Source organism: Novosphingobium aquae, from assembly GCF_037572715.1.
In the GTDB taxonomy this organism is placed as follows: domain Bacteria; phylum Pseudomonadota; class Alphaproteobacteria; order Sphingomonadales; family Sphingomonadaceae; genus Novosphingobium; species Novosphingobium aquae.
This window is the reverse complement of record NZ_JBBHJY010000003.1, coordinates 222,961-248,040: the sequence shown is the minus strand read 5'-3', so window position 1 is coordinate 248,040 and position 25,080 is coordinate 222,961. Positions and strand designations below refer to the sequence as shown.

At 63.7% G+C, this 25,080-nt stretch carries 24 protein-coding genes; 9 read left to right on the top strand and 15 right to left on the bottom strand.

The features are described 5' to 3' along the window. Nucleotides 1-32 precede the first annotated feature (32 nt). Entirely contained in the window at nt 33-1,628 is a 1,596-nt protein-coding gene (locus tag WG900_RS08565; RefSeq protein WP_339966306.1) for an isocitrate lyase, read from the bottom strand. 143 nt (nt 1,629-1,771) lie between these two features. Here WG900_RS08565 and WG900_RS08560 point away from each other — a divergent pair, with 143 nt between their 5' ends. After that, a complete protein-coding gene (locus WG900_RS08560; RefSeq protein ID WP_339966304.1) occupies nt 1,772-3,169 on the top strand; it encodes a helix-turn-helix domain-containing protein in 1,398 nt (465 codons plus the stop codon). On the opposite strand, the gene WG900_RS08555 is transcribed toward WG900_RS08560, so the two are convergent. The 3 genes from WG900_RS08555 to WG900_RS08545 all read right to left on the bottom strand — a co-directional run bounded on the left by WG900_RS08555 (nt 3,166) and on the right by WG900_RS08545 (nt 6,040). Next, complete coding sequence (locus tag WG900_RS08555; protein WP_339966302.1) at nt 3,166-3,951, bottom strand: SDR family NAD(P)-dependent oxidoreductase; 786 nt, start codon at nt 3,949-3,951, stop codon at nt 3,166-3,168. The genes WG900_RS08560 and WG900_RS08555 overlap by 4 nt on opposite strands. A gap of 76 nt (nt 3,952-4,027) precedes the next feature. Then, nucleotides 4,028-5,233 (bottom strand): type III PLP-dependent enzyme, encoded by a 1,206-nt coding sequence (locus tag WG900_RS08550; protein WP_339966300.1) that lies wholly within the window; start codon nt 5,231-5,233, stop codon nt 4,028-4,030. A 252-nt stretch (nt 5,234-5,485) separates the two neighbouring features. Beyond that, nucleotides 5,486-6,040, bottom strand: a complete 555-nt coding sequence (locus tag WG900_RS08545) for a LemA family protein (RefSeq protein WP_339966298.1) — start codon at nt 6,038-6,040, stop codon at nt 5,486-5,488. A 71-nt stretch (nt 6,041-6,111) separates the two neighbouring features. Here WG900_RS08545 and WG900_RS08540 point away from each other — a divergent pair, with 71 nt between their 5' ends. Further along, nucleotides 6,112-7,056 carry a DUF3137 domain-containing protein gene (locus WG900_RS08540; protein WP_339966297.1) on the top strand — a complete coding sequence of 315 codons (945 nt, stop codon included), beginning with the start codon at nt 6,112-6,114 and terminating at the stop codon, nt 7,054-7,056. A 315-nt stretch (nt 7,057-7,371) separates the two neighbouring features. Here the strand turns inward: WG900_RS08540 and WG900_RS08535 are convergent, their stop codons facing one another. The 3 genes from WG900_RS08535 to WG900_RS08525 are packed head-to-tail and all read right to left on the bottom strand — an operon-like array spanning nt 7,372 to nt 10,131. Next, nucleotides 7,372-8,574, bottom strand: coding sequence for a carboxynorspermidine decarboxylase (locus WG900_RS08535; protein WP_339966296.1), 1,203 nt, complete (start codon nt 8,572-8,574; stop codon nt 7,372-7,374). A 1-nt stretch (nt 8,575) separates the two neighbouring features. After that, complete coding sequence (locus tag WG900_RS08530) at nt 8,576-8,920, bottom strand: DMT family protein (protein ID WP_339966295.1); 345 nt, start codon at nt 8,918-8,920, stop codon at nt 8,576-8,578. After that, complete coding sequence (locus WG900_RS08525; RefSeq protein ID WP_339966294.1) at nt 8,920-10,131, bottom strand: saccharopine dehydrogenase family protein; 1,212 nt, start codon at nt 10,129-10,131, stop codon at nt 8,920-8,922. Before WG900_RS08525 ends, WG900_RS08530 begins: the two co-directional genes overlap by 1 nt. A 50-nt stretch (nt 10,132-10,181) precedes the next feature. Here WG900_RS08525 and WG900_RS08520 point away from each other — a divergent pair, with 50 nt between their 5' ends. From WG900_RS08520 to WG900_RS08510, 3 genes are all read left to right on the top strand, one after another. Continuing rightward, complete coding sequence (locus tag WG900_RS08520; RefSeq protein ID WP_339966293.1) at nt 10,182-11,159, top strand: threonine ammonia-lyase; 978 nt, start codon at nt 10,182-10,184, stop codon at nt 11,157-11,159. Nucleotides 11,160-11,220: 61 nt separating this feature from the next. Next, a complete protein-coding gene (locus WG900_RS08515) occupies nt 11,221-11,655 on the top strand; it encodes an MAPEG family protein (protein ID WP_339966292.1) in 435 nt (144 codons plus the stop codon). Between the two features lie 13 nt (nt 11,656-11,668). Further along, nucleotides 11,669-12,109 carry an MAPEG family protein gene (locus WG900_RS08510; protein ID WP_339966291.1) on the top strand — a complete coding sequence of 147 codons (441 nt, stop codon included), beginning with the start codon at nt 11,669-11,671 and terminating at the stop codon, nt 12,107-12,109. On the opposite strand, the gene WG900_RS08505 is transcribed toward WG900_RS08510, so the two are convergent. The 7 genes from WG900_RS08505 to WG900_RS08475 all read right to left on the bottom strand — a co-directional run bounded on the left by WG900_RS08505 (nt 12,103) and on the right by WG900_RS08475 (nt 20,358). Beyond that, nucleotides 12,103-13,395 carry a class I SAM-dependent RNA methyltransferase gene (locus WG900_RS08505; RefSeq protein WP_417597304.1) on the bottom strand — a complete coding sequence of 431 codons (1,293 nt, stop codon included), beginning with the start codon at nt 13,393-13,395 and terminating at the stop codon, nt 12,103-12,105. The genes WG900_RS08510 and WG900_RS08505 overlap by 7 nt on opposite strands. Next, nucleotides 13,392-14,792, bottom strand: a complete 1,401-nt coding sequence (locus tag WG900_RS08500) for an NAD(P)H-hydrate epimerase (protein WP_339966290.1) — start codon at nt 14,790-14,792, stop codon at nt 13,392-13,394. Before WG900_RS08500 ends, WG900_RS08505 begins: the two co-directional genes overlap by 4 nt. Then, nucleotides 14,776-15,189, bottom strand: a complete 414-nt coding sequence (locus WG900_RS08495) for a hypothetical protein (protein ID WP_339966289.1) — start codon at nt 15,187-15,189, stop codon at nt 14,776-14,778. Before WG900_RS08495 ends, WG900_RS08500 begins: the two co-directional genes overlap by 17 nt. Before the next feature lie 11 nt (nt 15,190-15,200). Beyond that, nucleotides 15,201-17,057: a dihydroxy-acid dehydratase gene (ilvD, locus tag WG900_RS08490; protein WP_339966288.1), complete on the bottom strand. Its 1,857-nt coding sequence runs from the start codon at nt 17,055-17,057 to the stop codon at nt 15,201-15,203. 107 nt (nt 17,058-17,164) lie between these two features. Beyond that, a complete protein-coding gene (locus WG900_RS08485; RefSeq protein ID WP_339966287.1) occupies nt 17,165-17,896 on the bottom strand; it encodes an N-formylglutamate amidohydrolase in 732 nt (243 codons plus the stop codon). Then, the gene (locus WG900_RS08480; protein WP_339966286.1) at nt 17,893-18,699 is read right to left on the bottom strand and encodes a 4-(cytidine 5'-diphospho)-2-C-methyl-D-erythritol kinase; all 807 of its coding nucleotides are present in this window, start codon (nt 18,697-18,699) and stop codon (nt 17,893-17,895) included. The genes WG900_RS08485 and WG900_RS08480 overlap by 4 nt, the downstream gene beginning before the upstream one ends. 9 nt (nt 18,700-18,708) lie before the next feature. Next, complete coding sequence (locus tag WG900_RS08475) at nt 18,709-20,358, bottom strand: electron transfer flavoprotein-ubiquinone oxidoreductase (RefSeq protein ID WP_339966285.1); 1,650 nt, start codon at nt 20,356-20,358, stop codon at nt 18,709-18,711. Between the two features lie 88 nt (nt 20,359-20,446). Here WG900_RS08475 and WG900_RS08470 point away from each other — a divergent pair, with 88 nt between their 5' ends. The 4 genes from WG900_RS08470 to WG900_RS08455 are packed head-to-tail and all read left to right on the top strand — an operon-like array spanning nt 20,447 to nt 24,673. Then, entirely contained in the window at nt 20,447-21,229 is a 783-nt protein-coding gene (locus WG900_RS08470) for a uracil-DNA glycosylase family protein (RefSeq protein WP_339966284.1), read from the top strand. A 41-nt stretch (nt 21,230-21,270) separates the two neighbouring features. Next, on the top strand, nt 21,271-23,007 hold the full coding sequence (locus WG900_RS08465; protein WP_339966519.1) for a lytic transglycosylase domain-containing protein: 1,737 nt from the start codon (nt 21,271-21,273) through the stop codon (nt 23,005-23,007). After that, the gene (locus WG900_RS08460; protein ID WP_339966283.1) at nt 22,997-23,536 is read left to right on the top strand and encodes a molybdenum cofactor synthesis domain-containing protein; all 540 of its coding nucleotides are present in this window, start codon (nt 22,997-22,999) and stop codon (nt 23,534-23,536) included. The genes WG900_RS08465 and WG900_RS08460 overlap by 11 nt, the downstream gene beginning before the upstream one ends. A 57-nt stretch (nt 23,537-23,593) precedes the next feature. Next, nucleotides 23,594-24,673 carry a PA0069 family radical SAM protein gene (locus WG900_RS08455; protein ID WP_339966282.1) on the top strand — a complete coding sequence of 360 codons (1,080 nt, stop codon included), beginning with the start codon at nt 23,594-23,596 and terminating at the stop codon, nt 24,671-24,673. On the opposite strand, the gene WG900_RS08450 is transcribed toward WG900_RS08455, so the two are convergent. Beyond that, on the bottom strand, nt 24,670-25,080 hold the full coding sequence (locus WG900_RS08450) for a DUF1330 domain-containing protein (RefSeq protein ID WP_339966280.1): 411 nt from the start codon (nt 25,078-25,080) through the stop codon (nt 24,670-24,672). The two genes, WG900_RS08455 and WG900_RS08450, sit on opposite strands and share 4 nt — an antisense overlap.

Sequence of the window (25,080 nt, the reverse complement as noted above, 5' to 3'; positions counted from 1 at the left end):
GGTAAGGTCTCCTTCGTTAGACTTGCTTGAAATCAAGCGGCAAACTGGTTCATCGTGTTGTGGGCTCCGCCGGCCTTAAGCGCGGCTTCCCCGGCGAAGTATTCCTTGTGGTCGTCACCGATGTCGCTACCCGACATGTTCTGGTGCTTCACGCAGGCGATACCCTGGCGGATTTCGGCGCGCTGGACGTTCTTGACGTAGCCCAGCATGCCCTGCTCGCCGAAGTATTCGCGGGCCAGGTTATCGGTGCTGAGCGCGGCCGTGTGGTAGGTCGGCAGCGTGATCAGGTGGTGGAAAATGCCGGCCCGCGCCGCAGCATCACGCTGGAAGGTGCGAATCTTTTCGTCAGCTTCGTCCGCCAGTTCGGTACCGTCATAGTCCACGCTCATCAGGCGGGCGCGGTCAAAGGCGGAAACATCGCGGCCCTCGCCCACCCACTTATCGTAGACCTGCTGGCGGAAATTGAGCGTCCAGTTGAAGCTGGGCGAATTGTTGTAGACCAGCTTGGCGTTTGGAATGACCTCACGGATGCGGTCGACCATGCCCGCGATCTGTTCGATATGCGGCTTCTCGGTCTCGATCCACAGCAGGTCGGCGCCGTGCTGGAGCGAGGTGATGCAATCGAGCACGCAGCGGTCCTCCCCGGTTCCGCTGCGGAACTGGAAGAGGTTCGAAGGCAGGCGCTTGGGGCGCATCAGCTTGCCGTCGCGGCTGATAAGCACCTCGCCGTGGCTCAGCGCGGCCGGATCGACCTCATCGCAATCAAGGAACGAATTGTACTGGTCGGCAATGTCGCCGGCTTCGCGGGTAAAGGCAATCTGCTTGGTTAGCCCCGCGCCGAGCGAGTCGGTGCGCGCAACGATCACGCCGTCATCGACGCCCAGTTCCATGAAGGCGTAACGGACAGCACGGATTTTCGCGAGGAAGTCCTCGTGCGGGACAGTGACCTTGCCATCCTGGTGGCCGCACTGCTTTTCGTCCGAGACCTGGTTTTCGATCTGGATGCAGCAGGCACCGGCTTCGATGAACTTTTTGGCGAGCAGGTACGTCGCCTCGGCATTGCCGAAACCGGCGTCGATATCGGCGATGATCGGCACGACGTGCGTTTCGTAGTTGTCGATGGCATGGCTGATGCGCTGTGCCTCAACCTCGTTGCCTTCGCTGCGCGCCTTGTCGAACTCACGGAACATCATGCCGAGTTCGCGGGCGTCGGCCTGCTTGAGGAAGGTGTAAAGCTCGGCAATCAGGTCCGACACGCTGGTCTTTTCGTGCATCGACTGGTCGGGCAGCGGGCCAAAGTCGCTGCGCAGCGCCGCAACCATCCAGCCCGACAGGTAAAGGTAACGGCCCTTGGTCGTGCCGAAGTGCTTCTTGATCGAAATGAGCTTCTGCTGCCCAATGAATCCGTGCCAGCAGCCCAGCGACTGCGTGTAGGCCGCAGGATCGGCATCATAAGCGTCCATGTCGCGGCGCATGATCTTCGCCGTGTAGCGCGCGATGTCGAGCCCGGTGTGGAAGCGATTCTGCAGACGCATGCGGGCAACCGATTCCGGCTCGATCCCGTCCCAGGTCTGGCGGAAAGGCTCAATGGCCCCGGCGGCTTCGACGATGCTTTGCTGGTAGGTCACGGCGGTAGTCCCTCGCAGATTGGGTGTGTCTTCGAGGCCGTTGCTAAGCAGGATTTGTGCAGTGCGGAATGTTGTTCAGAGTCGGATTGTCAATCTTGACAACATATCCTTGTAAAGTTGTGCAGATATGACAAACTGCACAGATGAACGTGTCACGCCCCCTCTACCTCGGACCGCGTCTGCGCCGCTTGCGCCGCGAACTTGGCCTAACGCAGCAGGTCATGGCCGATGATCTTGGCGTCTCGCCAAGCTATGTCGCACTGCTGGAACGCAACCAGCGGCCATTGACCGCCGAACTGCTGTTGCGGCTGGCGAAGACCTACCGTCTCGAAGTGTCCGACCTCGCCGGGGAAGATGCCGAGGACTATGCCCAGCGGCTGACCGCCATCCTGCGCGATCCGCTGTTTGCGGATATCGACCTTCCAGCCCTTGAAGTTGCCGACCTTGCGACCAGTTCGCCGGGCGTGACCGAAGCGCTGCTGAGGCTGCACGGCGCCTATGCCCGCGAACAATTGGCCCTCGCCGCGCTGCGCGAAAACGGCGGCGATGACGAGGCCAGCGACCCCGTGGGCGAAGTGCGCCGCTACATCGCCGCGAACCGCAATTTCTTCCCAACCCTCGATGCCCGGGCCGAGGAACTGGCCGCAGAGATTGCTGAATCGGGCGGCGCGCAGGACTGGCTCAAGGCGAAGGGCGTGCGCCTGCGCTTTGTTCCGCCGCACGTACTGGTCGATGCGGTACGGCGGTTTGACCGGCACAACCAGCAGGTGCTGATTGCCGACAACCTGCCCGGCCCGAGCCGCAAGTTTCAGGTGGCGCAGCACATCGCCTATACATCCATGCGCGAGGAAATCTCGGCGTTGCTCCGCCGCGAACAGTTCGCCAGCAAGACGGCGGAAGTGCTCACCCGGCGCGCGCTTGCGGGTTACGCGGCGGCGGCGCTGCGCATGCCCTATGATCGCTTTGCCCGCGCCGCGAGGGAGCGAGCCTATGACGTCGATGCCCTGTCCGGCCTGTTCGGCGCGAGTTTTGAACAGGTGGCGCACCGGCTGACCACGCTTCACCGCCCCGGCGCGGAAGGCGTGCCGTTCTTCTTCATCCGCGTCGATCCCGCTGGCAATGTGTCCAAGCGAATGGACGGCGCAGGCTTCCCCTTTGCCGCGCATGGCGGGGGCTGCCCCTTGTGGAACCTGCATTCGGCGTTCCGCCTGCCCGGCCAGATCCTTACCCAGTGGCTCGACCTGCCCGACGGCCAGCGCTTTTTCACGATTGCCCGCGCAGTCAGCACGGGTGGCACCCGCTGGGGCGAGCCGCTCGTCCAGCACGCGGTCGCACTCGCCTGCGCTGCCGAGCACGCGCCGGCGCTGGTCTATGCGCAAGGGATTGAACCGGCGAAGGTCGAGGCGACGCCCATCGGGGTCACCTGCCGCCTTTGCCCACGCGCCCAGTGCACCGCCCGCGCCGCGCCGCCGATCGGGCGGGAAATCATGGTGGATGACCAGCGCCGCGCACCGGCGCCTTACGTTTTCGCCGACGACTAATCCTTGGGGCGCATCCCCTGCGCCATGGCCAGCAACGCCAGCTGGCGCGGCATCGCGGTCATCCGCTCGAACAGCGCGCGGTAATGGGGGTTCGGGCAGAAGGTCGGCCCGTTGGCGAGGTTGTCGAGCGCTAGTGCCGCACATTCCCGCGCCGGCTGGACGTTCGTCATCTTCGCCGGATCGAACCCCTGCTTGGCCGCTGCCTCACTCTCGGTAGCGCCGGGGGTGAGAGTCAGCACATCGACGCCGGTACCTTGCAGTTCGCCCCACAGCCCCTCTCCCAGCGCCACGACCAGCGCCTTGGTCGCGGCATAAGCGGCGGAGAACGGTCCGCCCATCAATCCCTCAACCGAGGAGACCATCAGCAATCCGCCCCTTCCCCGCGCCTTGAGCCTCGGCAAAAAGCCATGCGCGATCTGCATCTGGGCGTGGCAATTGACGGTCAGCATTTCAGCGACCAGCGCCGCGTCGATCTGTTCGAACCAGCCCTTCGCGCCGAAACCGGCATTGCTGACGACGAGGCCGATGTCATACTTGGCACAGGCCTCGGCCAATCGCGCCGGTGCGTTCAGATCGGCAAGGTCGCATTCCATGACCTGCACCGAAACGTCATGCTCCGCCTCGAGCCTTACCTTCAGGTCTTCCAGTCGGTCGACCCGCCGCGCGGCGAGCACTAGGTCCATGCCGCGTGCTGCCAGTTCCTCGGCAAAACCGGTGCCAATCCCCGAACTGGCACCTGTGACGAGCGAGACCGGCCCGTAGCGATCCTTGAAATTTTCCATCGCCCGAAAGCTAAAGAAAACGGGCGGCGCTGGCTATTGAACCAGCGCCGCCCGAGCGATCAGATTTCAGGCCTGCTTAGCGCAGCGAAACAACATTGTCCGACACGCGCGGATCGCGGCGGTCGCCGAGATACTGGCTGAACATCGGCTCGTCAGTGGTTTCAACAACCTCGCCCTGCCCGAAGCCGTTGAACTTCGTGCGCATGGCAGCGCCGTAAGCACCGAGCATGCCGATCTCGATCCAGTCACCCGCCTGGACATCCGACGGAAGCGCGAAGGGCCCTTCCATGTAGTCCATGTCGTCGCAGGTCGGGCCGAAGAAGGCGAAGTCGTCCGAAGGCTCTTCCGCGCTGTCGCGCAGCAGCTTCACCGGGAAACGCCAGCCGATATGCGCTGCATCGAACAGCGCGCCATAGGCGCCTTCGTTGATGTACAGCTCGTCACCGCGGCGCTTTTCCACCTTGACGATCAACGAGTTGTACTCGGCACAGAGCGCACGGCCCGGCTCGCACCACAGTTCCGACGAGTACGAAACCGGCAGCGATTCAAACGCGCGATGGATCGAGGCGAAGTAGTCCTCGAGCGGCGGCGGTTCCATGCCCGGGTAGATCGACGGGAAGCCGCCGCCGACATCGATGATGTCGACCGTGACCGCCGCATCGACGATGGCAACGCGAACACGCTCCATCGCCTGGACATAGGCAAACGGCGTCATCGCCTGGCTGCCGACGTGGAAGCAGACGCCCAGCCAGTCAGCCACCTGACGCACGGCCTGCAGCAGCGAGGCGGCATCGACCAGATCGACCCCGAACTTCGCCGCAAGGCTCAACTTGGCGTGCTCGGATGAGACGCGCAGACGCACGCAGAGACGCAGGTCGGCGGCAACAGTGCCGTCTTCGCGGGTCGTGGCGGCGACGATCTTTTCGAGCTCTTCGTGGGAGTCGAGGCTGAAGGTCTTCACGCCGTGGTCGAAATAGGCCTCGCGGATAGCCGACGAGGTCTTGACCGGGTGCATGAAGCACAGCTCTGCCTCGGGCAGCGCGGTACGGGCCATGCGGACTTCAGCGATGGAGGCGACGTCGTAATGCGTCACGCCCGAATCCCACAGCACCTGAAGCAGTTCAGGCGAAGGGTTGGCCTTTACCGCATAGAGCGACTTGCCCGGAAACTTCTCGACAAAGAAGCGGGCGGCGCGCGCTGCAGCGTGCGGTCGATTGATGATGACGGGTTCGTCGGGCGAAAGGGCGCGAACTACAGCCGATGCGTCGTGGAAATGGTGCAACTCAAGGGACCCCCAATAGGCCTTTCGGCCGGATAACACAGAGACGACGCTGCCTTCCCGGTTATTGGAAGTCCCCTTGGGGCAGCGGGGGGTCGATATACGGGTGTGATTGTGAACTGCAAGTGAAAATGGCACCGTCATTTTCACAAAAATGTAACACACCAAAATCGTTGCAGATTTTTCCGCAAGCCATTGTCATATCACTGTAAAATCTCTGTTGCCGGCTGCGCTCCCCAGCACGACTTACGGGGGCTAGAACTCCACCTTCGGAGCCTGCGCGATCTGCTTTTCGGACTCGCCGATTCGCGGCATTTCCGCAGGCTGGAATCCCAGCGCCGATGCGAACATGACGGCCGGAAAAGTCTCTCTCCCCGCGTTGTACCGCGCCACTGCCGCATTGAGCGCCCGGCGCGCCGCTGCCAGCTTGTCCTCCACATCGGCAAGCTCGCCCTGCAGCGCCTGAAAGTTGCCACTCGCCTTGAGATCGGGATAGGCTTCGGCCAGCGCGAACAGCTTGCCCAGCGCCGCACCCAGTCCTGCTTCCGCCCCGGCATCAACACCGCCGCCAGCCTCGGCCCGGTTGCGCGCCTCGATCACCGCGTCGAAGGTCTCCTTCTCGTGCGTGGCATAGCCCTTTACGGTGGAAACGAGGTTCGGGATCAGGTCGTGCCGCTGACGCAATTGCGCATCGATATCCGCCAATCCCTGGTTCACCGTCTGGCGCATCCCGACAAGCCGGTTATAGATGCTGACGACAAACAGCATGAGCACGACGATAACAGCGATGATAATCAATCCTGTAGTCACGGCAATTTCCCCTTCACCACTGCGCAAGGGCTATCACAGCCGCGCCGCGGTGCAAGCCGGATGATCGCCCGATGATCGTCCGCCCTGATCCCGATGCCCTAATGGCGAGCGAGCTGGGGCAATGGCTTTCGGGCAAGCAGGGCGACCGGGTGGCGGCGAAAGCGCGCGCGTCGAAGATCCAGAAATGGGGCATCATCGCGGCCTGCGCCGTGGCCGCATTGATCGTCCTGTTCAGCGGCGACATCGGCGCGGCGGCGCAGTTCGGTTTCTTCGTCGGCGCCGGCGGCTTCGGGATCGCCGAATGGTCGAAGCGCGGCGTTACCCGCACGATCAAGGGCGGGATCAACGGCGCCATCGCCCGCGCGCTCAACATGACCTTTACGGTCGAGGTGACACCCGGCGCTGAATATACCCTCGCCCGCGAATTCGACATGCTGCCCTCGTTCGACCGGGAAAGCTTCGAGGACTTGTGGTGCGGCAAGCTCGGCACCCAGCAATTCCAGCTCTATCAGGCGAAGCTTGAGGAAAAGCGCAGCTCGGGCAAATCCACCCACTACGTCACCGTGTTCAACGGCTCGCTGATCACCGTCGATTTCGCACGGCGCTTCCACGGCGTTACCCTGATCGAGCGCGCTGGCCGCCGCCGCAGCTTTTTCGGCCTGCTGGGCGACAAGGACGAGATCACGCTGGGCGGCATGGCCCTGTCGCGAATCGATCTGGTCGACCCGCGTTTTCAGGACCTGTTCGCGGTCTGGTCGAACGATCAGGTGGAGGCGCGTTACCTCGTCCATCCCGAATACGTCGAACGCCTGCTGGCGATCGAGGCGGCGTTTGCCGGCGAAAAGATCCGCGCGTTGTTCCACGGCGGGCAGATGCTGATCATCGTCGAAACCGGCGACCTGTTCGAAAGCGGCGGGCTCGAATCGGACAAGGACCGGATGCTGCTGGAACAGACCATCGACCAGTTCGGCACATTGGCAGAGCTCGCCGTGCAGTTGAACGAGCGCCCGCGCTGATCGCGCTGGAGCGGCGAAAATCCTTATGGACTGGACACACTGGACACAGTCCTGAGGGCAAGTGTCACTTTGCGTGCTGGACGTGTCACCTTGGCCGGAATTGCGCTGTTCTAGGCAGGTTTGACGGGCGTGGGACATGTCCGAATCTTGCCCGTTTCACCCCGTGTAGGACAGGCCTACCTACCTTTGTCATTGCGAGGCCGTATACCGCAGCAATCCAGAGTCGTTGCACGCAGGGCTCTGGATTGCCGCGTCGGCTTCGCCTCCTCGCAATGACGAAGGTTTTGCATTCAACTGTGGAACCAACTGTGGAACTCAGCTCAACCGGTCACGGAAGGCATCCCATTCGAACCGCTTCACGCATTCCAGCAGGTCACTGTCGCTGTCCCACAGCCAGATCGACGGCAACGGAACGCCGTTGAAGGTCGTGGTCTTGACCATCGAATAGTGCGCCTGATCGAGGAAAGCGAAGCGTGCGCCCGGCTCGCAAGGCACCGGCAGGCGGTAATCTCCGATCACGTCGCCGGCGAGGCATGATGGACCGCCAAGTCGAACCGCCCCGCCCTGACCTTCATCGATGATCACGTCGTCTTCCACCGGCGATTCACCCAGCATCGCCGGCCGATAAGGCGCCTCGATCACGTCCGGCATGTGGCAGGTGGCGGAGATGTCGGTGATGGCCACCAGCATGCCGTTGAACTGCACGTCGAGCACTTCGCCCACCAGAATTCCGGCATCGAGCGCCACGGCCTCGCCCGGCTCAATATAGACCTGCGCGCCGGTATCTTCGGCCATATCAATGAGGAACTGGACCAGTTCATCGCGCTGGTAATCGGCGCGGGTGATGTGGTGGCCGCCGCCAATGTTGATCCACGAAAACTCGCCGAAGTGCGGTTCCAAGAAATCAAACACCTTGTCCCAGGTGCGCGCCAGCGGCTCGAAATCCTGCTCGCACAGCGTATGCATGTGCAGGCCGTTGACCATGGCAATGTGTTCCTCGGTCAACTGGTCGATTGGGAAGCCCAGCCGCGAGTGCGGCGCGCAAGGATCATAGCGCGGCACTTCGCCTTCGGCATGCAGCGGGTTGATCCGCAGGCCGATATCGAAATGCTGCCCCTGCGCGCGGGCCACCTCGATCAGCGGCTGGAAACGCTCGATCTGGGCGGGCGAATTGAAGATGACGTGGTCGGACAGGCGTAGGATTTCCGGCAGGTCCTCCGCCTTGTAGGCCGCGCAATAGGTGGTGATTTCGCCGTCATAGAATTCGGAGGCCAGCCGTGCTTCCCACAGGCCGGACGTGCAAACGCCGTCAAGGTATTCGCCAACGATCGGCGCGGTCGACCACATCGAAAACGCCTTGAGCGCCGCCAGCACCTTCGCGCCGGAGCGTTCCCCGACGTCGGCGAGAATCCGCAGGTTCTCTCGCAGCTTCGCGGCATCGACGACGAAAGCGGGGCTATCGACGCGATTCAAATCGAAGCGGGTAAAGGCGCCCGGATCGCCGGCTCTGGTTTCCATTTCAATTACCCCTGAAGACCAAGGCTGCACCGGCAATGATCAATGCGAAGCCGGCGAGCTGAGACAGGCCCGGCTTCTGTCCAAACATCACCCATGCCACCACCACGAAGCCAAGCAGCGAGAACACTTCCTGCATCGTTTTCAACTGTGCCAGCGAATAGGCCTGTGCGCCCATCCGATTGGCAGGAACCGCGAGGCAATATTCGAACAGCGCAATGCACCAGCATATGGCGATGGCTGCCCAAAGCGCCCGTGAGGGTGCCTTGAGGTGGCCGTACCATGCGACATTCATGAACAGGTTCGAACCTGCCAGCAACAGCGGCGGCAGGAGGAACGCAGGGTTCATCAAAAATCGACCGGCGCCGGCAATTCCTTCACCTGCCACGGCAGGCCATGCTTGTTCAGCATGTCCATGAACGGATCAGGGTCCATCTGCTCCATGTTGAACACGCCCTCACCAGCCCAAGCGCCGGTCAGCATCATGGCCGCGCCGATCATGGCGGGTACGCCGGTGGTGTAGGAAATCGCCTGATTGCCGGTTTCGGCATAGGCGTCCTCATGGTCGCAGATCTGATAGATGTAGAACGTCTTCTCACCGGCCCCGTCGAGTGCCTCGCCGGTGGCGATGTCACCGATATTGGTCTTGCCCTTGGTCGTGGCTCCAAGCGTTTCCGGCTTGGGCAGCACAGCGGCGAGGAACTGCAAGGGCACGATCTGCTGGCCCTGATATTCAATCGGCTCGATACCGATCATGCCGACATTCTTCAGCACGGTCAGGTGGTTGATATAGGCATCGCCGAAGGTCATCCAGAAACGGCCGCGTTCCAGTTCGGGGATGAACCGGGCGAGGCTTTCGAGTTCCTCGTGGTACATCATGTACATGTTCTTCGGGCCGACGGCGTCGAAGTCGAAGGCAACTTTCTTCGACAGCGGCGGGGTTTCGACGAACTGACCGTTCTCCCAGTGACGCGCGTTGGCGGTCACTTCGCGGATGTTGATTTCCGGGTTGAAGTTGGTGGCAAAGGCCTGCCCGTGATCGCCGCCGTTGCAGTCGAGAATGTCGAGCTGGCGGATGGTCTTCAGCTTGTGCTTCTTGAGCCACATGGCGAACACACTGGTCACGCCGGGGTCGAAGCCCGAGCCGAGTAGCGCCATCAGCCCACGTTCCTTGAACCGGTCGTGCAGGTCCCACTGCCACTTGTATTCGAACTTTGCGACGTCCTTGGGCTCGTAGTTCGCCGTGTCGAGGTAATCGACGCCGGCGTTCAGGCAGGCCTCCATGATCGTCAGGTCCTGATAGGGCAACGCCAGATTGACGACGAGCTTCGGTCCGATCTGTTCGATCAGCGCGGTGAGCGCCGGCACGTCCTCAGCGTCGATCGCGTAGGTCGCGACGTCAACTCCGCAGCGCGCCTTGACCGATTCGGCGATGGCATCGCACTTGGCTTTGGTGCGGCTGGCGAGGTGAATCTCGCTGAAAATGCCGGGATTGAATGCCATCTTGTGCACGCAAACCGAGCTTACGCCGCCCGCACCAATCACCAGAACCTTGCTCAAGACCCATCTCCTCTTGGGGGAAGCGAAGGGGCGTCATATAGATCGCTTCCATGACTTCTCAAGAACAACGGAAGCCCACGGCACAGGGCGTGGCCCACGCGGCGGCCAAGGTGGCGGCAATCCTGCCCGAAACGCCGCTGCTCGAACTCACCATCCACGGCGTTACCGTATGGTGCAAGGCGGAGTGCCTGCAGCCCATCGGAGCGTTCAAGATCCGCGGCGCATGGCACCGGCTGAGCGACCTGACGGACGAGGAAATGGCGCGCGGCGTGGTCGGCGTGTCGAGCGGCAACCACGCGCAGGGGGTGGCCTGGGCGGCGCGGCGGCTGGGAATTACGGCGGCGATTGTAATGCCGGTCGATGCCCCGGCGGTGAAACTCGCCAACACCCGCGCGCTGGGCGCAGAAGTAGTGCTTTATGACCGCCCAGGCGGCGAGGACCGCGATGCCGTGGCCGAAAAGCTGTGCCGGGAGCGCGGCGCGACGCTGGTCCATGCGTTCGCCGATCCGTGGGTGATCGAGGGGCAAGGCTCGGCCGGGCTCGAACTGGCCGCCCAGATGCAGGCGCGCGGCATCGGCGCGCCAACGCGGATCGTCATGCCCTGCGGCGGCGGCGGTCTGGCGGCTGGCCTTGCCCTCGCCTGCCTTGACGCGGAAATCGTGCCGGTCGAGCCTGAAGGCTGGGACGATGTGCGGCTCAGCCTTGAGGCGGGAGAAATCCTGCCGGTGCCCGATCCCTCTTTCCCGACGGCCTGCGATGCCCTGCAAACGCCTAGCACCCGCCCGATCAACTTTGCCGTGCTCAAGGGGCGCGTGCCCTTCGGCCTTTCCGTGACCGCAGCCGAAGTCCGCGCGGCGCAGCGACTGGCGTTCAGCGAACTGCGGCTGGTCGTCGAGCCGGGCGGCGCGGCGGCGCTGGCGGCGGCTCTGGGGGGCAAGGTCAGCCTCGACGGGCGCACGGCGATCATTCTTTCGGGTGGCAACACCGATGCCGCCGCCTTTGCCGAGGTGCTGGCGAGCAGCAACTAGGTTGCAATTGACAATCGATTAGCCGCACCGCAGTCTCCGCCGCAAAAGGGGAGAAACGTCGATGCAAGCGCAATTGCTCGCGCCAGCCACCGTGCTGGTGCTCTGGACTTTCGTCATGCTGTTCTGGATGGCCGGCACCCGCCTTCCCGCCATGAAACAGATGGGCGGCGGGCTGGGCAAGGCCAAGCCGGGCGGACGCGGGCAGGACCTTGAAGGCAAGATCCCAGACAGCATCAACTGGAAGTCGCACAACCACACCCACCTGATGGAGCAGCCGACGCTGTTCTACGCGACGGTCGCGATCATCGCGATCCTGGGGCCAGTGGAGCACGACGTTTGGTTCGCCTGGGCCTATGTGGTGCTCAGGATCACCCATTCGATCTGGCAGGCGACCGTGAACCGCGTACCGATCCGCTTCGCGCTGTTCCTGCTGTCATCGATCTGCCTGCTGGTGCTGGCACTTCATGCGGCGAAATTGGCCTTCACGGGCGCTTAGGGGGAGAAGCATAATGGATCTGATAAACATGGAAATCCTGAAGCCAGTCGTCGTTCTGGCGGGCTGGACGATGGTCATGTGGCTATGGATGTACGCCACCCGCCTGCCCGCAATGACCGCGGCGAAGGTCAACCCTGACGACCTCGTAAAGGGATCGCCGAAGAAGACGCTCGATGATGTGCTGCCCAGTAGTGTCCAGTGGAAAGCGCACAATTACAACCACCTGCACGAAGCGCCGACCGTGTTCTACGCGGTCGCGCTGGTGCTGGCGATCATCGGACAAGGCTCCGGTCTCAACGCGACAATCGCTTGGGCCTATGTCGGCCTGCGGGTGATCCATTCTTTGGTGCAGGCAACGATCAACAAGGTCGTGCTGCGCTTCAGCCTCTTCGCGCTATCCAGCCTGTGCCTGATAGCGCTCGTGCTGCACGCAGCGATCGCCGTTTTTCACTGATCCCGGATGAAGTAACTGGCCAGTTCCACGTGGGTTGACCACCGGAACTGGCCGACCGGGCGCACTTCGGCAAGCCGGTAGCCAGCCTCGACCAGCAAGGCCGCATCGCGCGACCAGCTTGACGGGTTGCAACTGATATAGACGATCCGACCAACCGTACCGGCGGCAACCAGTCGCTCCACCTGCTCACGCGCCCCAGCACGCGGCGGATCGAGCAGGATGGCATCGAACTTGGCCAGTTCGTCGGCGAGCAGCGGGTTGCGGAACAGGTCGCGGTGCATGGCGAACAGCGGCAATTGCGCCCGCTCGGCCGCCGACTTGCACGCCTGATGCAGATCGCGCGCGCCCTCCACGGCGAGCACCCGCGAACCCTGCTTGGCCAGGGCAAAGGCGAAAGTCCCCAATCCCGAAAACAGGTCCGCCACGTTCGCCGCGCCTGCCAGCCATTCGCAAGCCGCGCCAACCAGCGCTTCTTCGCCATCGATAGTGGCCTGCAGGAACGCGCCCGTCGGCAGGTTTACCTGCACGCCGCCAAGCATGACGGTGACCGGCTCAGGCTCCCAGATCGCTTCGGGGCCATAGCCTTGATCGAGCACGATGCGCGCAAGGCCGTTTTCCTTGGCGAAATCGAGAATCAGCTCGGTCGCGGCCAGCCCTTCCGCCTTCAAACCCTTGATGCCGAGATCGACGCCCTGCTCGGTCATGGCGAATTCAATGTCGGCAGCCATGCGGGCGTGCACATGCTTGCCCTGCTTGTCCCTGTTACCCTTGCGGCCCTTGCCGGATTCGCTTTGATGCTGGCCCAGCCGGATCAGCAGCTTGCGCAGCGGCACCAGCAGCGCGACGAATTCGGGCTGAATAACATGGCATTCGATGACTTCGACCAGCCGGTGCGACTTCGCCTCCCGGAACCCGATAACCACGCGCCCAGCCGAGCTTTCGGCGCGCAGCGAGGCGCGGCGGCGGCTGCCTGGCGGCGACAGATGCGGCGGGGCCAACACCTCCGCGCCCAGTTCCTGACTGGTCGAGGCATTGGCCACCCGCGTTTCGACAAAGTGGGCGAGTGATTCTTCGTCCAGCTGCTGCAACTGGCAGCCGCCGCACTGGCCGAAGTGGCGGCATGGCGGCGTAACGTGATGCGGTCCCGGTTCAATCGAGCCGTCCGCCAGCAGCATGTCACCGGGCGCAACGCCCCATGCGAAGCGGCCAGACGCGGTTATACCGTCGCCCTTGGCGGCGATGCGCAGGATCTCTTCAGCGGCGGGCGGGGTTTCGGTCAGGCTCACAGGCAGGCCGCGTAGGCTGCGCCCACGGATTCGGCAAGTTTTCCCGCCGTGAAGGCCGCTCCGGCCAGCCGCGCAGCTTCGCCGTGGAGCCAGACGCCTTCGCAGGCTGCGTCGAAGGGAGCCTCCCCAGTCGCGAGCCGACTGGCGATGGTTCCGGCAAGGACATCGCCAGTCCCGGCAGTCGACAGCCACGAAGACGCGCGGTGCGAAAATGCAACGCGGCCATCGGGCGCGGCGATCACGCTGTCCGGCCCCTTGGCGACGATGACCATGCCGCTCGCCTGAGCAAGGGCGAGCGCGCGGGCCGGCTTTGCGCCCTCCCCGCTGCATCCGAAAGCGCCCTCGAGTGCGGCAAGCTCGCCCTCATGCGGGGTCGCAATCAGTGGATAAGAGCGCCCGGAAACGAAACCCGGAAACAGCAGCATCAAAGCATCGGCATCGAGGACGGCGGGTACCGACTGGGCCAGCACCTCGACCAGGGCATCGCGCGCGGCAGCATGGCGGCCAAGGCCCTGACCGATCAGCAGCGCGGACCAGCGTTTGTCAGCTAGCGAAGCGGTGAGCGCGCGCGGATCAGCAACGATATCCATCGGCACGCCAGCGGGCACAGCGCCGAGCAACTTCACATAGCCTGCCCCCGCCCCTTGCGCCGCCCGCGCCGCCAGCAGCGCCGCACCGGGCATGGCTCCCGCGACCACACCGAGCAGCCCGCGCCGGTACTTGTGGGCATCGGCCGCCGGCGCCTTCAGGCGCGGTTGCGGGACAAGCATGGCCGCATAGTCCACGCGGCATACGCCGATCCCGACGAGCCGCAGATGGCCCATCAAGGCAGCGGCGGGCATCAGGAAATGCGCCGGCTTCCACGCGCCAAGCGATATGGTGAGATCGAATTGCGGCAATTCAGCATTGAGAATTGCCCCGGAATCGCTGTCCACGTCGGAGGGTACATCAATCGCGATGCGATAGGCGTGGCTCGCGGCCAGCCGCGCGACGACGGCCATCAAGTCGTCCGACATGGCCCGCGTCAGGCCGCTGCCGAACAGGCAATCGACGAATATCTCGCCCTTTGGCGCGGCATCCGGCCCCAGCACCTGCCCGCCGAACAGCGCGCGGGCATTGCGCGCCGCGTCGGTCTTGGGCTCGGTAGCGGCAATGACGGAGACGGCGCCCCCGCGCGTCCGAATCGCTTCAGCTATCACATAACCATCGCCGCCATTGTTGCCGGGACCGCAGAGCACGGTCACCGGGCGCCCGGCGGCAATCCGCCAGACCCATTCCGCAGCGCCGCGCCCGGCGATCTGCATGAGCGCATCCACGCTCGACCCGGCAGCAATCAGCGCCTCTTCCGCCGCGCGCATCTGGGCGACGGTCAGGATCTGATCAGGAACCGCTGGCATTGGTCTTTGGCGGGATTGTGGCTTCGGGCGCGGCAGGGAAGCGATAGCGATCACCTTCGACGCGCACTTCCAGTTCGCCGCCGATGCGCTCGGTGGCAACTTCCTTGTCGCCATCGGCGGTGGCGATGCGGGTGCCACCGTCGATCAGCACGAAGCGGCGGAACCCGCCATCGGGGTGGCGAACGATCCAGACCTCGCCAACGTCATCGCGCGACAATTCCCGCGTGCAGGTGCGGCCGAAGGTTTTCGCCCCGGCCAACGCGCAGGCGACAGAGGTGTCCTCGGGCTCAGCGGCGGCCTCAACCTTGGCGGCACTCGATGAACCAGCCTGTGCGTCCCCGCCACCAGAGCAGGCAGCGAGCAGGAACAGGGGCGAAAGGCAGGCAGCGCGCATCATGCGCGCACCAATCATGCCCCGCGCGCGCGCGTCAACTGCGAAACGTCGCGAATGGCTCCGCGGGCCGCGCTGGTGGTCATCGCGGCATAGGCCTGAAGCGCGACCGAGACCTTGCGTTTGCGCACTTCGACCGGCTGCCAGCCCTTGGCATCCTGCTCGGCGCGGCGCTGGGCCAGTTCCTCGCTGGAGACCAGCAGGTTGATCGAGCGGCCGGGAATGTCGATCTCGATCGTGTCGCCATTGCGGACGAGGCCGATGGCGCCGCCCTCTGCTGCTTCTGGCGAAGCATGGCCGATCGACAGGCCGGACGTGCCGCCGGAAAAGCGTCCGTCGGTCACCAGCGCGCAGGCTGCGCCCAGCCCCTTCGACTTGAGGTAGCTGGTCGGGTAGAGCATTTCCTGCATGCCGGGACCGCCCTTGGGACCTTCGTAGCGGATCACAACGACATCGCCGGCAACGACCTGCCCGGTAAGGATCGCGGCCACCGAGGCGTCTTGGCTTTCATAGACCTTCGCCGGTCCGGTGAACTTGAGGATCGAATCGTCGACCCCTGCCGTCTTCACGATGCAGCCGTCGCGGGCGATATTGCCCGACAGCACGGCCAGACCGCCATCCTGCGAAAACGCATGTTCGGCGGAACGGATAACCCCGTTCTCGCGGTCGGCATCGAGCGATTCCCAGCGGCGCGACTGGCTGAACGCGGTCTGCGTCGGCACCCCGCCCGGTGCGGCGAGGAAGAACTGCTGCACCGCCGGATCGTTGGTCCGCTTGATATCCCACTGGTTCAGCGCATCGCCCAGCGTGCGGCTGTGCACGGTCGGCAAGTCAGTGTGGAGCAGGCCCGCGCGGTCCAGCTCACCGAGGATCGCCATGATGCCGCCGGCGCGGTGGACGTCTTCCATGTGGACGTCGCTCTTCGCCGGAGCGACCTTCGACAGGCACGGCACGCGGCGCGATAGCCGGTCGATATCTGCCATGGTGAAATCGATCCCGCCTTCATAGGCGGCGGCGAGCAGGTGCAGCACCGTGTTGGTCGATCCGCCCATCGCGATGTCGAGGCTCATGGCATTCTCAAACGCCTTGAAGCTGGCGATATTGCGCGGCAGCGCGCTTTCGTCGTCCTGCTCATACCAGCGGCGGCAAAGCTCTACCGCGGTGCGGCCGGCTTGGAGGAACAGCTCCTTGCGGTCCGAATGGGTGGCGAGCTGCGAGCCGTTGCCGGGCAGCGACAGCCCTAGTGCCTCGGTCAGGCAGTTCATCGAATTGGCGGTGAACATACCCGAGCACGACCCGCAGGTCGGGCAGGCCGAGCGTTCGATCTTCGCTACGTCCTCGTCGCTGACGCTATCATCGGCGGCAGCGACCATGGCATCGACCAGGTCGAGCGCCTTGACCTTGCCGTCGAGGATAACCTTGCCCGCTTCCATCGGCCCGCCCGAGACGAAAACTACCGGAATATTGATCCGCAGCGCCGCCATCAGCATGCCCGGCGTGATCTTGTCGCAGTTGGAGATGCAGACCATGGCATCGGCGCAGTGGGCGTTGACCATGTATTCGACCGAATCGGCGATCAGGTCGCGGCTGGGCAGCGAATAGAGCATACCGTCATGCCCCATGGCGATGCCATCATCGACCGCGATGGTATTGAATTCCTTGGCAACTCCGCCCGCCGCCTCGATCTCGCGCGCGACCATCTGGCCAAGGTCCTTGAGGTGGACGTGGCCCGGGACGAACTGCGTAAAGCTGTTGACCACCGCGATGATCGGCTTGCCGAAGTCCGAATCCTTCATCCCCGTCGCGCGCCACAGGCCCCGTGCCCCAGCCATGTTGCGGCCGTGAGTGGATGTGCGGGAACGGTATACAGGCATGGGTGCGACCTCTGGATTCTTTACTGACAAGCTTGAAAGCGAGGCGGTGGCCTAGCGCAGAGCGGAGTGACAGTCGAAAGTAATATTTGAGACGATTTCGGCGGAAATCAGCCGCCTAGCTCGATCGCCACGCGGTTCGCTATCCACGATAGCCGTTCCGCCCAAATGGCCTGCCCCGCCGCATCGGCGATCTGATCCTGCCGCACTTCGATGCCCAGATAGGGCCGCCCGTCCGCCTCGGCATGGCGGTTCATCGTGTAGTTAAGCAGTTGGCCGGAATAGGGCTGCTGGTCGCCGACGATCAACCCTTCGGACTCAAGCAGCGGGATCGCCAGCCGGGAAGCGCGGTCGTCCTGATTGTACAGCACGCCGACCTGCCACGGCCGGACTTCTTCGGGATGGGATGAAAGATGCGGCGTAAAGCTATGTAATGACATAATAAGACCTTGCGGATAGTCATCGAGTAGCGCGCCGAGTGCGCGGTGATAGGGGTGGAAGAACCGCTCCAGCCGGTCGAGATGACCCGCATGGTCGATGGCATTGCCGGGTATCGCATGCCCGTCGCTGGCGATTGGCACGACTCCCGGCGCGTGTTCCTCGCGGTTGACGTCGCAGACGAGCCGGCTGACCGTCGCTTGAAACGCGGCAGTTCCGGGGCGCTGAGCCATAAGCTCACCCACTTCGCGCACGCCGATATCAACGGCGATATGCTGGTCCAGCAGGTTCGGCGCGATGCCGAGGTCGATGCCGTCCGGCACATGGTTCGAGGCATGGTCTGACACCACGAGGATACCGCCAAACCGCGGTGTGCCGGCGATGCGCCAAGGGGCGTCCTTCATCTCAGGTGTCCCGCGAGCTGCCACCAGTCCGGATGGCTCAGCGCAATGGATTCAGCGGCTTGCGTCATGGCGTCATCGCTATCGAACAGCGCGAAACAGGTCGCTCCCGAACCGGACATGCGGACAAGCCAAGCCGGAGTGGACCGCAGCACGGCGAGAACCTCGGTAATGTCCGGGCACAGCGCGATCGCCGGGGCTTCGAGGTCGTTGCGCCCATTCATCGCCACTTCGCGCAGTTCACCATCAGGCAAAGGCCCACGATCAACGCCGTCCCAGGCCTTGAACACTGGCCCCGTGGCAAGTGGAACGCGCGGATTGACCAGCAGCACCGGCGTACCTGCCAGATCGTTGGCGGCCGGTTCCAGCTCAATTCCGGTGCCGCGCCCGATGCAAGCCACCGAGGCGACGCAGGCCGGCACATCGGCACCAAGTTTCGCCGCGCGGGCGTGCCAGTCGTTCGGTAAGCCGTACTCGCGCCCGACCAGCCGGAATACCGCGCCGGCATCTGCCGAGCCTCCGCCCAGCCCGGCAGCGACTGGCAGGTTCTTTTCCAGCGTCACTGCCCAGCCATCAGAGCGCGGCAAGGCGTTCAGGGCTTGCATCACAATGTTACCAAATGGATCAGTCAGTTGTGAGGCAAACTCACCAACCATTCTGAATTCATCGCGCGATGAACGACTGACCGAAACGGTGTCACCTGCATCGACAAAGGCAAACACCGTTTCCAGCTCATGATAGCCATCCTCGCGCCGCTTGCGGACATGCAGCGCGAGGTTGATCTTGGCGTAGGCGGTTTCGATCACCGGAGCGGATTACATATTCGGATAGTTCGGACCGCCGCCGCCTTCGGGGGCGACCCAGGTGATGTTGCCGTTGGGATCCTTGATGTCGCAGGTCTTGCAGTGGACGCAGTTCTGCGCGTTGATCTGGTACTTCGGCTGGCCAGCCTCATCGACCAGCCATTCGTAGACTCCGGCCGGGCAATAACGGGTCGAAGGCCCGGCATAGACGCCCAGTTCGCTGGTTTTCTGCAATTCCAGATCGGCGACCTTGAGGTGGCAGGGCTGCTCTTCCTCATGGTTGGTGAACGAAAAGCTGACACTGGTCAGGCGGTCGAAGGTAATCACGCCGTCGGGCTTGGGGTATGCAATCGGCTTGTAGAGATCGGCGCGCTGCAGGGTCGAGGCATCGGTGTGATGCTTCATCGGCTTTATTAGCGGCATCTTGAGATAGCGCAGCCACATTTCGATGCCGGCGAGCACTGTGCCGAGCAGGTCACCGCCGAACTTGGCGAGGATCGGTTCGGAATTCTGGACCAGTTCCAGTTCCTTGGCGATCCAGCTGGAACGCACCGCAGCCTCATATTCGTCCAGCGCATCCTGTTCACGGCCAGCGCCCACGGCAGCTGCGATGGCTTCGGCGGCCAGCATCCCGCTCTTCATCGCGGTGTGGCTGCCCTTGATGCGTGGCACGTTGACGAAACCGGCAGAGCAACCCGCCAGCACACCGCCGGGGAAGGCAAGATGGGGCACGGCCTGCCAGCCGCCCTCGTTGATCGCGCGGGCGCCATAGGAAACGCGCTTGCCGCCTTCGAGAATCGCGCGGATTTCCGGGTGCTGCTTCCAGCGCTGGAACTCCTCGAACGGATAGACATAGGGGTTGGCGTAATCGAGCGTGACGACAAAGCCGAGCGCCACCTGGTTGTTCGCCTGGTGGTACAGGAAGCCCCCGCCGCCCGATCCGCTTTCCGAAAGTGGCCAGCCCTGCGTGTGCAAAACGCGGCCCGGGACGTGCTTGTCAGGGCTGATGTCCCACAGTTCCTTGATGCCGATGCCGTACTTCTGCGGCTGGCAATCATGTTCCAGATTATAGTTGTCTTTCAGACGCTTGGTCAGGTGACCTCGTGCGCCTTCGCAAAAGATGGTGTACTTGGCGAGCAGGTTCATCCCCGCCATGAAATCGCCCTTGGGGTTGCCTTCGCGGTCAACGCCCATGTCGCCAGTCTGGACGCCGATCACCGCGCCCTTGTCGTCGTAAAGGATCTCCGCCGCCGGGAAGCCGGGGAAGATTTCGACGCCCAGTTCCTCGGCCTTGCCCGCCAGCCAGCGGCACAGGTTGCCAAGGCTGCCGGTGTAATTGCCGTGGTTCGACATGTAGGGAGGCATGACGATGTGCGGGATCGGCATCTTGCCGGTCTTTGTCAGGGTCCAGTGCCAGTTATCGGTCACCGGAGTTTCCGCCATGGGGCAGCCGTCATCACGCCAGTCGGGCAGCAGCTCATCAAGCGCCTTGGGATCAACGACCGCACCCGAGAGGATGTGCGCGCCAACTTCGCTGCCCTTTTCCAGGATACAAACCGAAAGGTCAGCATTGACCTGTTTGAGGCGGATTGCCGCGGCCAGGCCAGCCGGCCCACCGCCTACAATCACCACGTCATAGGGCATCGATTCGCGTTCGATCATCGTCTTTTCCCGTATTCGTCCCGCAATCCGCGCGGTTCACGGCCTTGCGCCTTGATTGCTGCGCGCAGGCAGGTCAAGGGTCAAGGCGATGGTGGTGGGATCTCAACAGGTGCTCGCGGGCAATATCACGGCTGCAGTGGAGTGGTGGCGCGATGCCGGCGTCGATTGCGCCTTTGCCGATGAGGCGACCGCCTGGATCACCCCGGCCGAGCCGGAACCCGCACCCGGCCAAGATCGCCCGGCCCCGGTCGCGAAATTTGCCGCTCCGCCGCCCCCGCCCCCGCCCCGCCCGAAAATTGGCGGCGATCCGGCAGTCTGGCCGAAGGATCTCGATGCGTTTCGCCAGTGGTGGCTGGAAGAGCCGTCGCTTGATGGCGGGCAGCTTGCGCGCCGGATCGCACCATGCGGGGGCCCTGGCGCGCCGCTGATGGTGCTGGTCGAACAGCCCGAGCAAGAGGACGGTGATCAGCTCCTTTCTGGCAAGCAGGGCAAACTTCTCGCCGCAATGCTCGCCGCGATGGGGATTGATCGCAAATGTGTTTATCATGGGTCGGTACTCGTCCGCCACACACCGCTCCCCGATATACCGGCGTTGGCCGAGGCAGGGCTTGGGGAAGTGACCCGGCACCACGTCCATCTGGCCGCCCCACAGCGCCTGATTGTCTTCGGTGCGAACATCCTGCCGCTGCTTGGCAACGATCCGGCGCAAAGCGCTCAAAGTTTACGCTCCTTTAACCATGAGGGGCGGACAATTCCCTTGCTCGCGGTGCATGGCCTCGATGCAATGGTGCGCCCGACCGCGAAAGCGGCGTTCTGGCGCAAGTGGCTGGAGTGGGGCCAGTCGGAAGAGATCGGGAAACAATCGGCGTGACACAGTTCAGGACGATACTGCTGGCAGGCGTAGGCACCGCGATGGTGGCGGGTATTTCCGCGCCGGCACAGGCCAATTCCGCCGCGATCGAATATTTCCGGGGCCGGGCCGATCGCACCGCCGTGCCGAGCCTGCTCAGCGCTGACGAGCGTGCCTATTACAGCGACCTGTTCGGCGCGATCGACAAGGCCGACTGGGTCAAGGTCCAGACCATGCTGGCGCAAAAGCCCGATGGCCCTCTGCACCTTGTCGCCAAGTCCGAATATTTCCTCGACGCGCGCAGCCCGAAGATCGATCTTGCCGCGCTGGATGGCTGGCTGGCGCAGGGGACGCAGCTTCCCTCGGCCGAACAGATCGCCTCGCTCGCCGCCAAGCGCGGTTCGCTGTCGGTCCCTTCTCTGCCTGAGAGCCAGCGCTTCATCAGCCTGCAATCCAGCCCCAAGCGCCTGCGTCCGCGTGACACGAATGACGGGACGATGCCAGCATCGATATCTGCCGCGATCACCGCCAAGATCAAGGCCGACGATCCTGCCGCCGCGCGCCTGCTGCTGGACGGCATCGACAGCGCGCTCAGCCCCAATGCCCGCGCGGAATGGCGCACCAAGATTGCCTGGTCGTTCTATATCGAAAATCAGGATGGCAACGCCTTTGCCCTCGCCCGCACCGCCGCCGATGGCGCCGGTCCGTGGGTGGCGGAAGGCCACTGGACCACCGGGCTTGCCGCTTGGCGTCTGGGCGACTGCCAGGGCGCAATCGATGCCTTCACCAAGGCCGCCGACCTTGCCGAGAACAGCGAACTGAAAAGCGCCGCCTATTACTGGCAGAGCCGCGCTCATGTGCGGTGCCGCCAGCCGGAAAAGGCGAGCACGCCGCTGCGAATGGCCGCGGCGCGTGATGAGACCCTTTATGGAATGCTCGCCGCCGAATCGCTCGGCCTGAAGATTCCCGAAACCCATGCCGGCGCTGATTTCAGCCAGACTGACTGGCAGAAGCTGCGCGAAGTGCCCAACGTGCGCGCCGCAGTGGCGCTCGCCGAGATCGGCCGCGACGGCCTTGCCGATGAAGTGCTGCGCCATCAGGCTCGCATTGGCGAGCCTTCGCAGTATCAGCCGCTGACCCGGCTGGCGCGCGATCTTGGCCTGCCTTCAACCCAGCTGTGGATGGCGTTCAACGCGCCCAGCGGCGGCCAGCCCGAACGCGCCATCCGTTATCCGACGCCGAAGTGGACGCCCTCAACCGGATGGCGCGTCGATCCGGCGCTGGTCTATGCCCACGCCTTGCAGGAATCGGTATTCCGGACCCGGGCGATCAGCCCCGCTGGCGCCAAGGGCCTGATGCAGATCATGCCGGCAGCTGCAAAGGATCGCGGGCCTGAACTCGGCATTGCTGGCTCGGCGGCGGACCTCGCCAAGCCGGAAGTCAACCTCGCCTTCGGGCAGGCGCACCTTCAGGCGCTCAAGAACGCACCCGGCACGCAGGGCCTGCTGCCCAAGGTCATGGCCGCCTACAACGCCGGACCGCTGCCGATCTCCCGCTGGAACAGCGAAATCCGCGATGGCGGCGATCCGCTGCTGTGGGTTGAATCGATCCCCTATTGGGAGACGCGCGGCTACGTGAACATCGTGATGCGCAATTACTGGATGTATGAGCGGCAAGCCGGCGGACCATCGGAAAGCCGCATGGCGCTGGCGCAGGGGCTGTGGCCCACCTTCCCCGGCCTCACAGGCAGCGAAGGCATGCGCATGGCCGCCAACGGAACGCTTATTCGTGGCCGTTGACCCGTCGCGGCTGTTCAAGCCGATCAACATCGCCCTGCTCACCGTTTCGGACACGCGCACGCCCGAGACGGACACGTCCGGCGACATCCTGGCAGAACGGATCAAGGCCGCCGGGCACAACCTGGTGTTCCGCGCGATCGAGGTCGATGATGCGGCTCGTGTCGTCAGCCGGCTTAACAACTGGCTCGATGATCGTGCGGTTGACTGCATCGTCACCACCGGCGGCACCGGCCTGACCGGCCGCGATGTGACGCCCGAAGCGCTCGAACGCGTCAAGGCATCGAGCGAAGGCAAGGACATCCCCGGCTTCGGCGAACTGTTCCGCTGGATCAGCTATGGCACCATCGGCACCTCGGCCATCCAGAGCCGCGCCATGGCCATCGTCGCGCGTGGCAAGTACATCTTCGCCTTGCCCGGATCGAACGGCGCGGTGAAGGACGGCTGGGACGGCATCCTCGCCGAACAGCTCGACAGCCGGAACAGGCCCTGCAACTTCGTCGAACTGATGCCGAGACTGAAGGAAGTCTGAGCGCGCGGCGAGCCTACGTGGCTTGCCAATTTGTTCCGTTTATGTTCTGATACGGCGATGTCCCGCTTCGACATCACCCACGGTCGCGGTGCGCAGTCTGCGCAGGTGCCGCAGCGTTTCGGCCTTGCCGCGCGTGTGGCCGATGGTGACTGGCTTGATGAACGCGAAACCGTTGATGACGGTGCGCCGAAGCTGCGCACGACGGTTACCGAGGAAGCGGCGCGATCGATCATCAGCCGCAATACTTCGCCCGACATTCCCTTTGACCGCTCGATCAACGCCTATCGCGGCTGCGAGCATGGCTGCATCTATTGCTTTGCGCGCCCGACCCATGCCTATCATGACTTGTCGCCTGGGCTCGATTTCGAGACGAAGCTGTTCGCCAAGCCCAATGCGGCAGAGCTGCTGCGCGCGGAACTGGGGCGCAAGTCTTACCGCCCTGCCCCGATTGCCATGGGCACCAACACTGATCCGTACCAGCCAATCGAAGGGCGATACGGCATCACCCGCCAGATTCTCGAAGTCTGCCTTGAGGCGCGGCATCCGGTGACTATCACTACCAAGAGTGACCGGGTGCTGCGCGACATCGATCTGCTGGGTGAGATGGCGAAACTGACCCTCGTCGCGGTCGGCATTTCGGTTACGAGCCTTGATCCGCGCTTGTCCATGTTGCTCGAACCGCGTGCGTCATCTCCGGCCAAACGCATGTCAGCGCTCGGCAAGCTGGTTCAAGCGGGTGTGCCGGTGCACGTTTCCATTGCCCCCGTCATCCCGTCGATTACCGACGAATTCATCGAAGGCATCCTCGAAGGCGCGGCGGCCGTTGGCGTCACATCGGCCAGCTGGATCATGCTGCGCCTGCCGCACGAGGTCGCGCCGCTGTTCCGCGAATGGCTGGCGGCGCACTATCCGGACCGGGCGGGCAAGGTCATGTCGATCGTCCAGTCGGTGCGAAGCGGCAAGGATAACGACGCCAACTTCTTCAGTCGGATGAAACCGCAAGGAGTCTGGGCCGACCTGTTCCGCACCCGCTTCCGGCTTGCCACCCGGCGTTTGGGAATGAACGAAGCGCGGCTGGAGCTCGACAGCACGCAGTTTCGGCGGCCTGCGGTGGGCGGCCAGATGCAGCTATTCTAGGCCGGGCGGTAACGCACCAGCCGGCTGTCCTGCACCGCCGCCGTGCGGTGATCGACGACCTCGGCCTTGTATTCGGGGTCGGTCACCAGCGCGAGGAAAGCGCCGGCGGTGGGGAAGCCCATGACGAAGACCTTGTCCCATTCGAACTGTGCGGGGCCGGTAATCATGCTTTCGAAAGTGCCTTGCCATGCAATGCCCCCGCCGAGCCGCTCGATAAACGGCACTACGCGGGTGAAATATTCTTCGAATGCCCGCTCGCCGCTCCAGCCCAGACCAGCGCAGGGGTGGCCTTCGGAGTATAGGGCGGCCCCCCGAAAGCGGATCATGTTGAGCAGGTGCACCGGTTCATCGCGCGGAAGCGACTTGAACAGGTCGAAGTTCTCGCGGCTGGGATTGACCCAATCCAT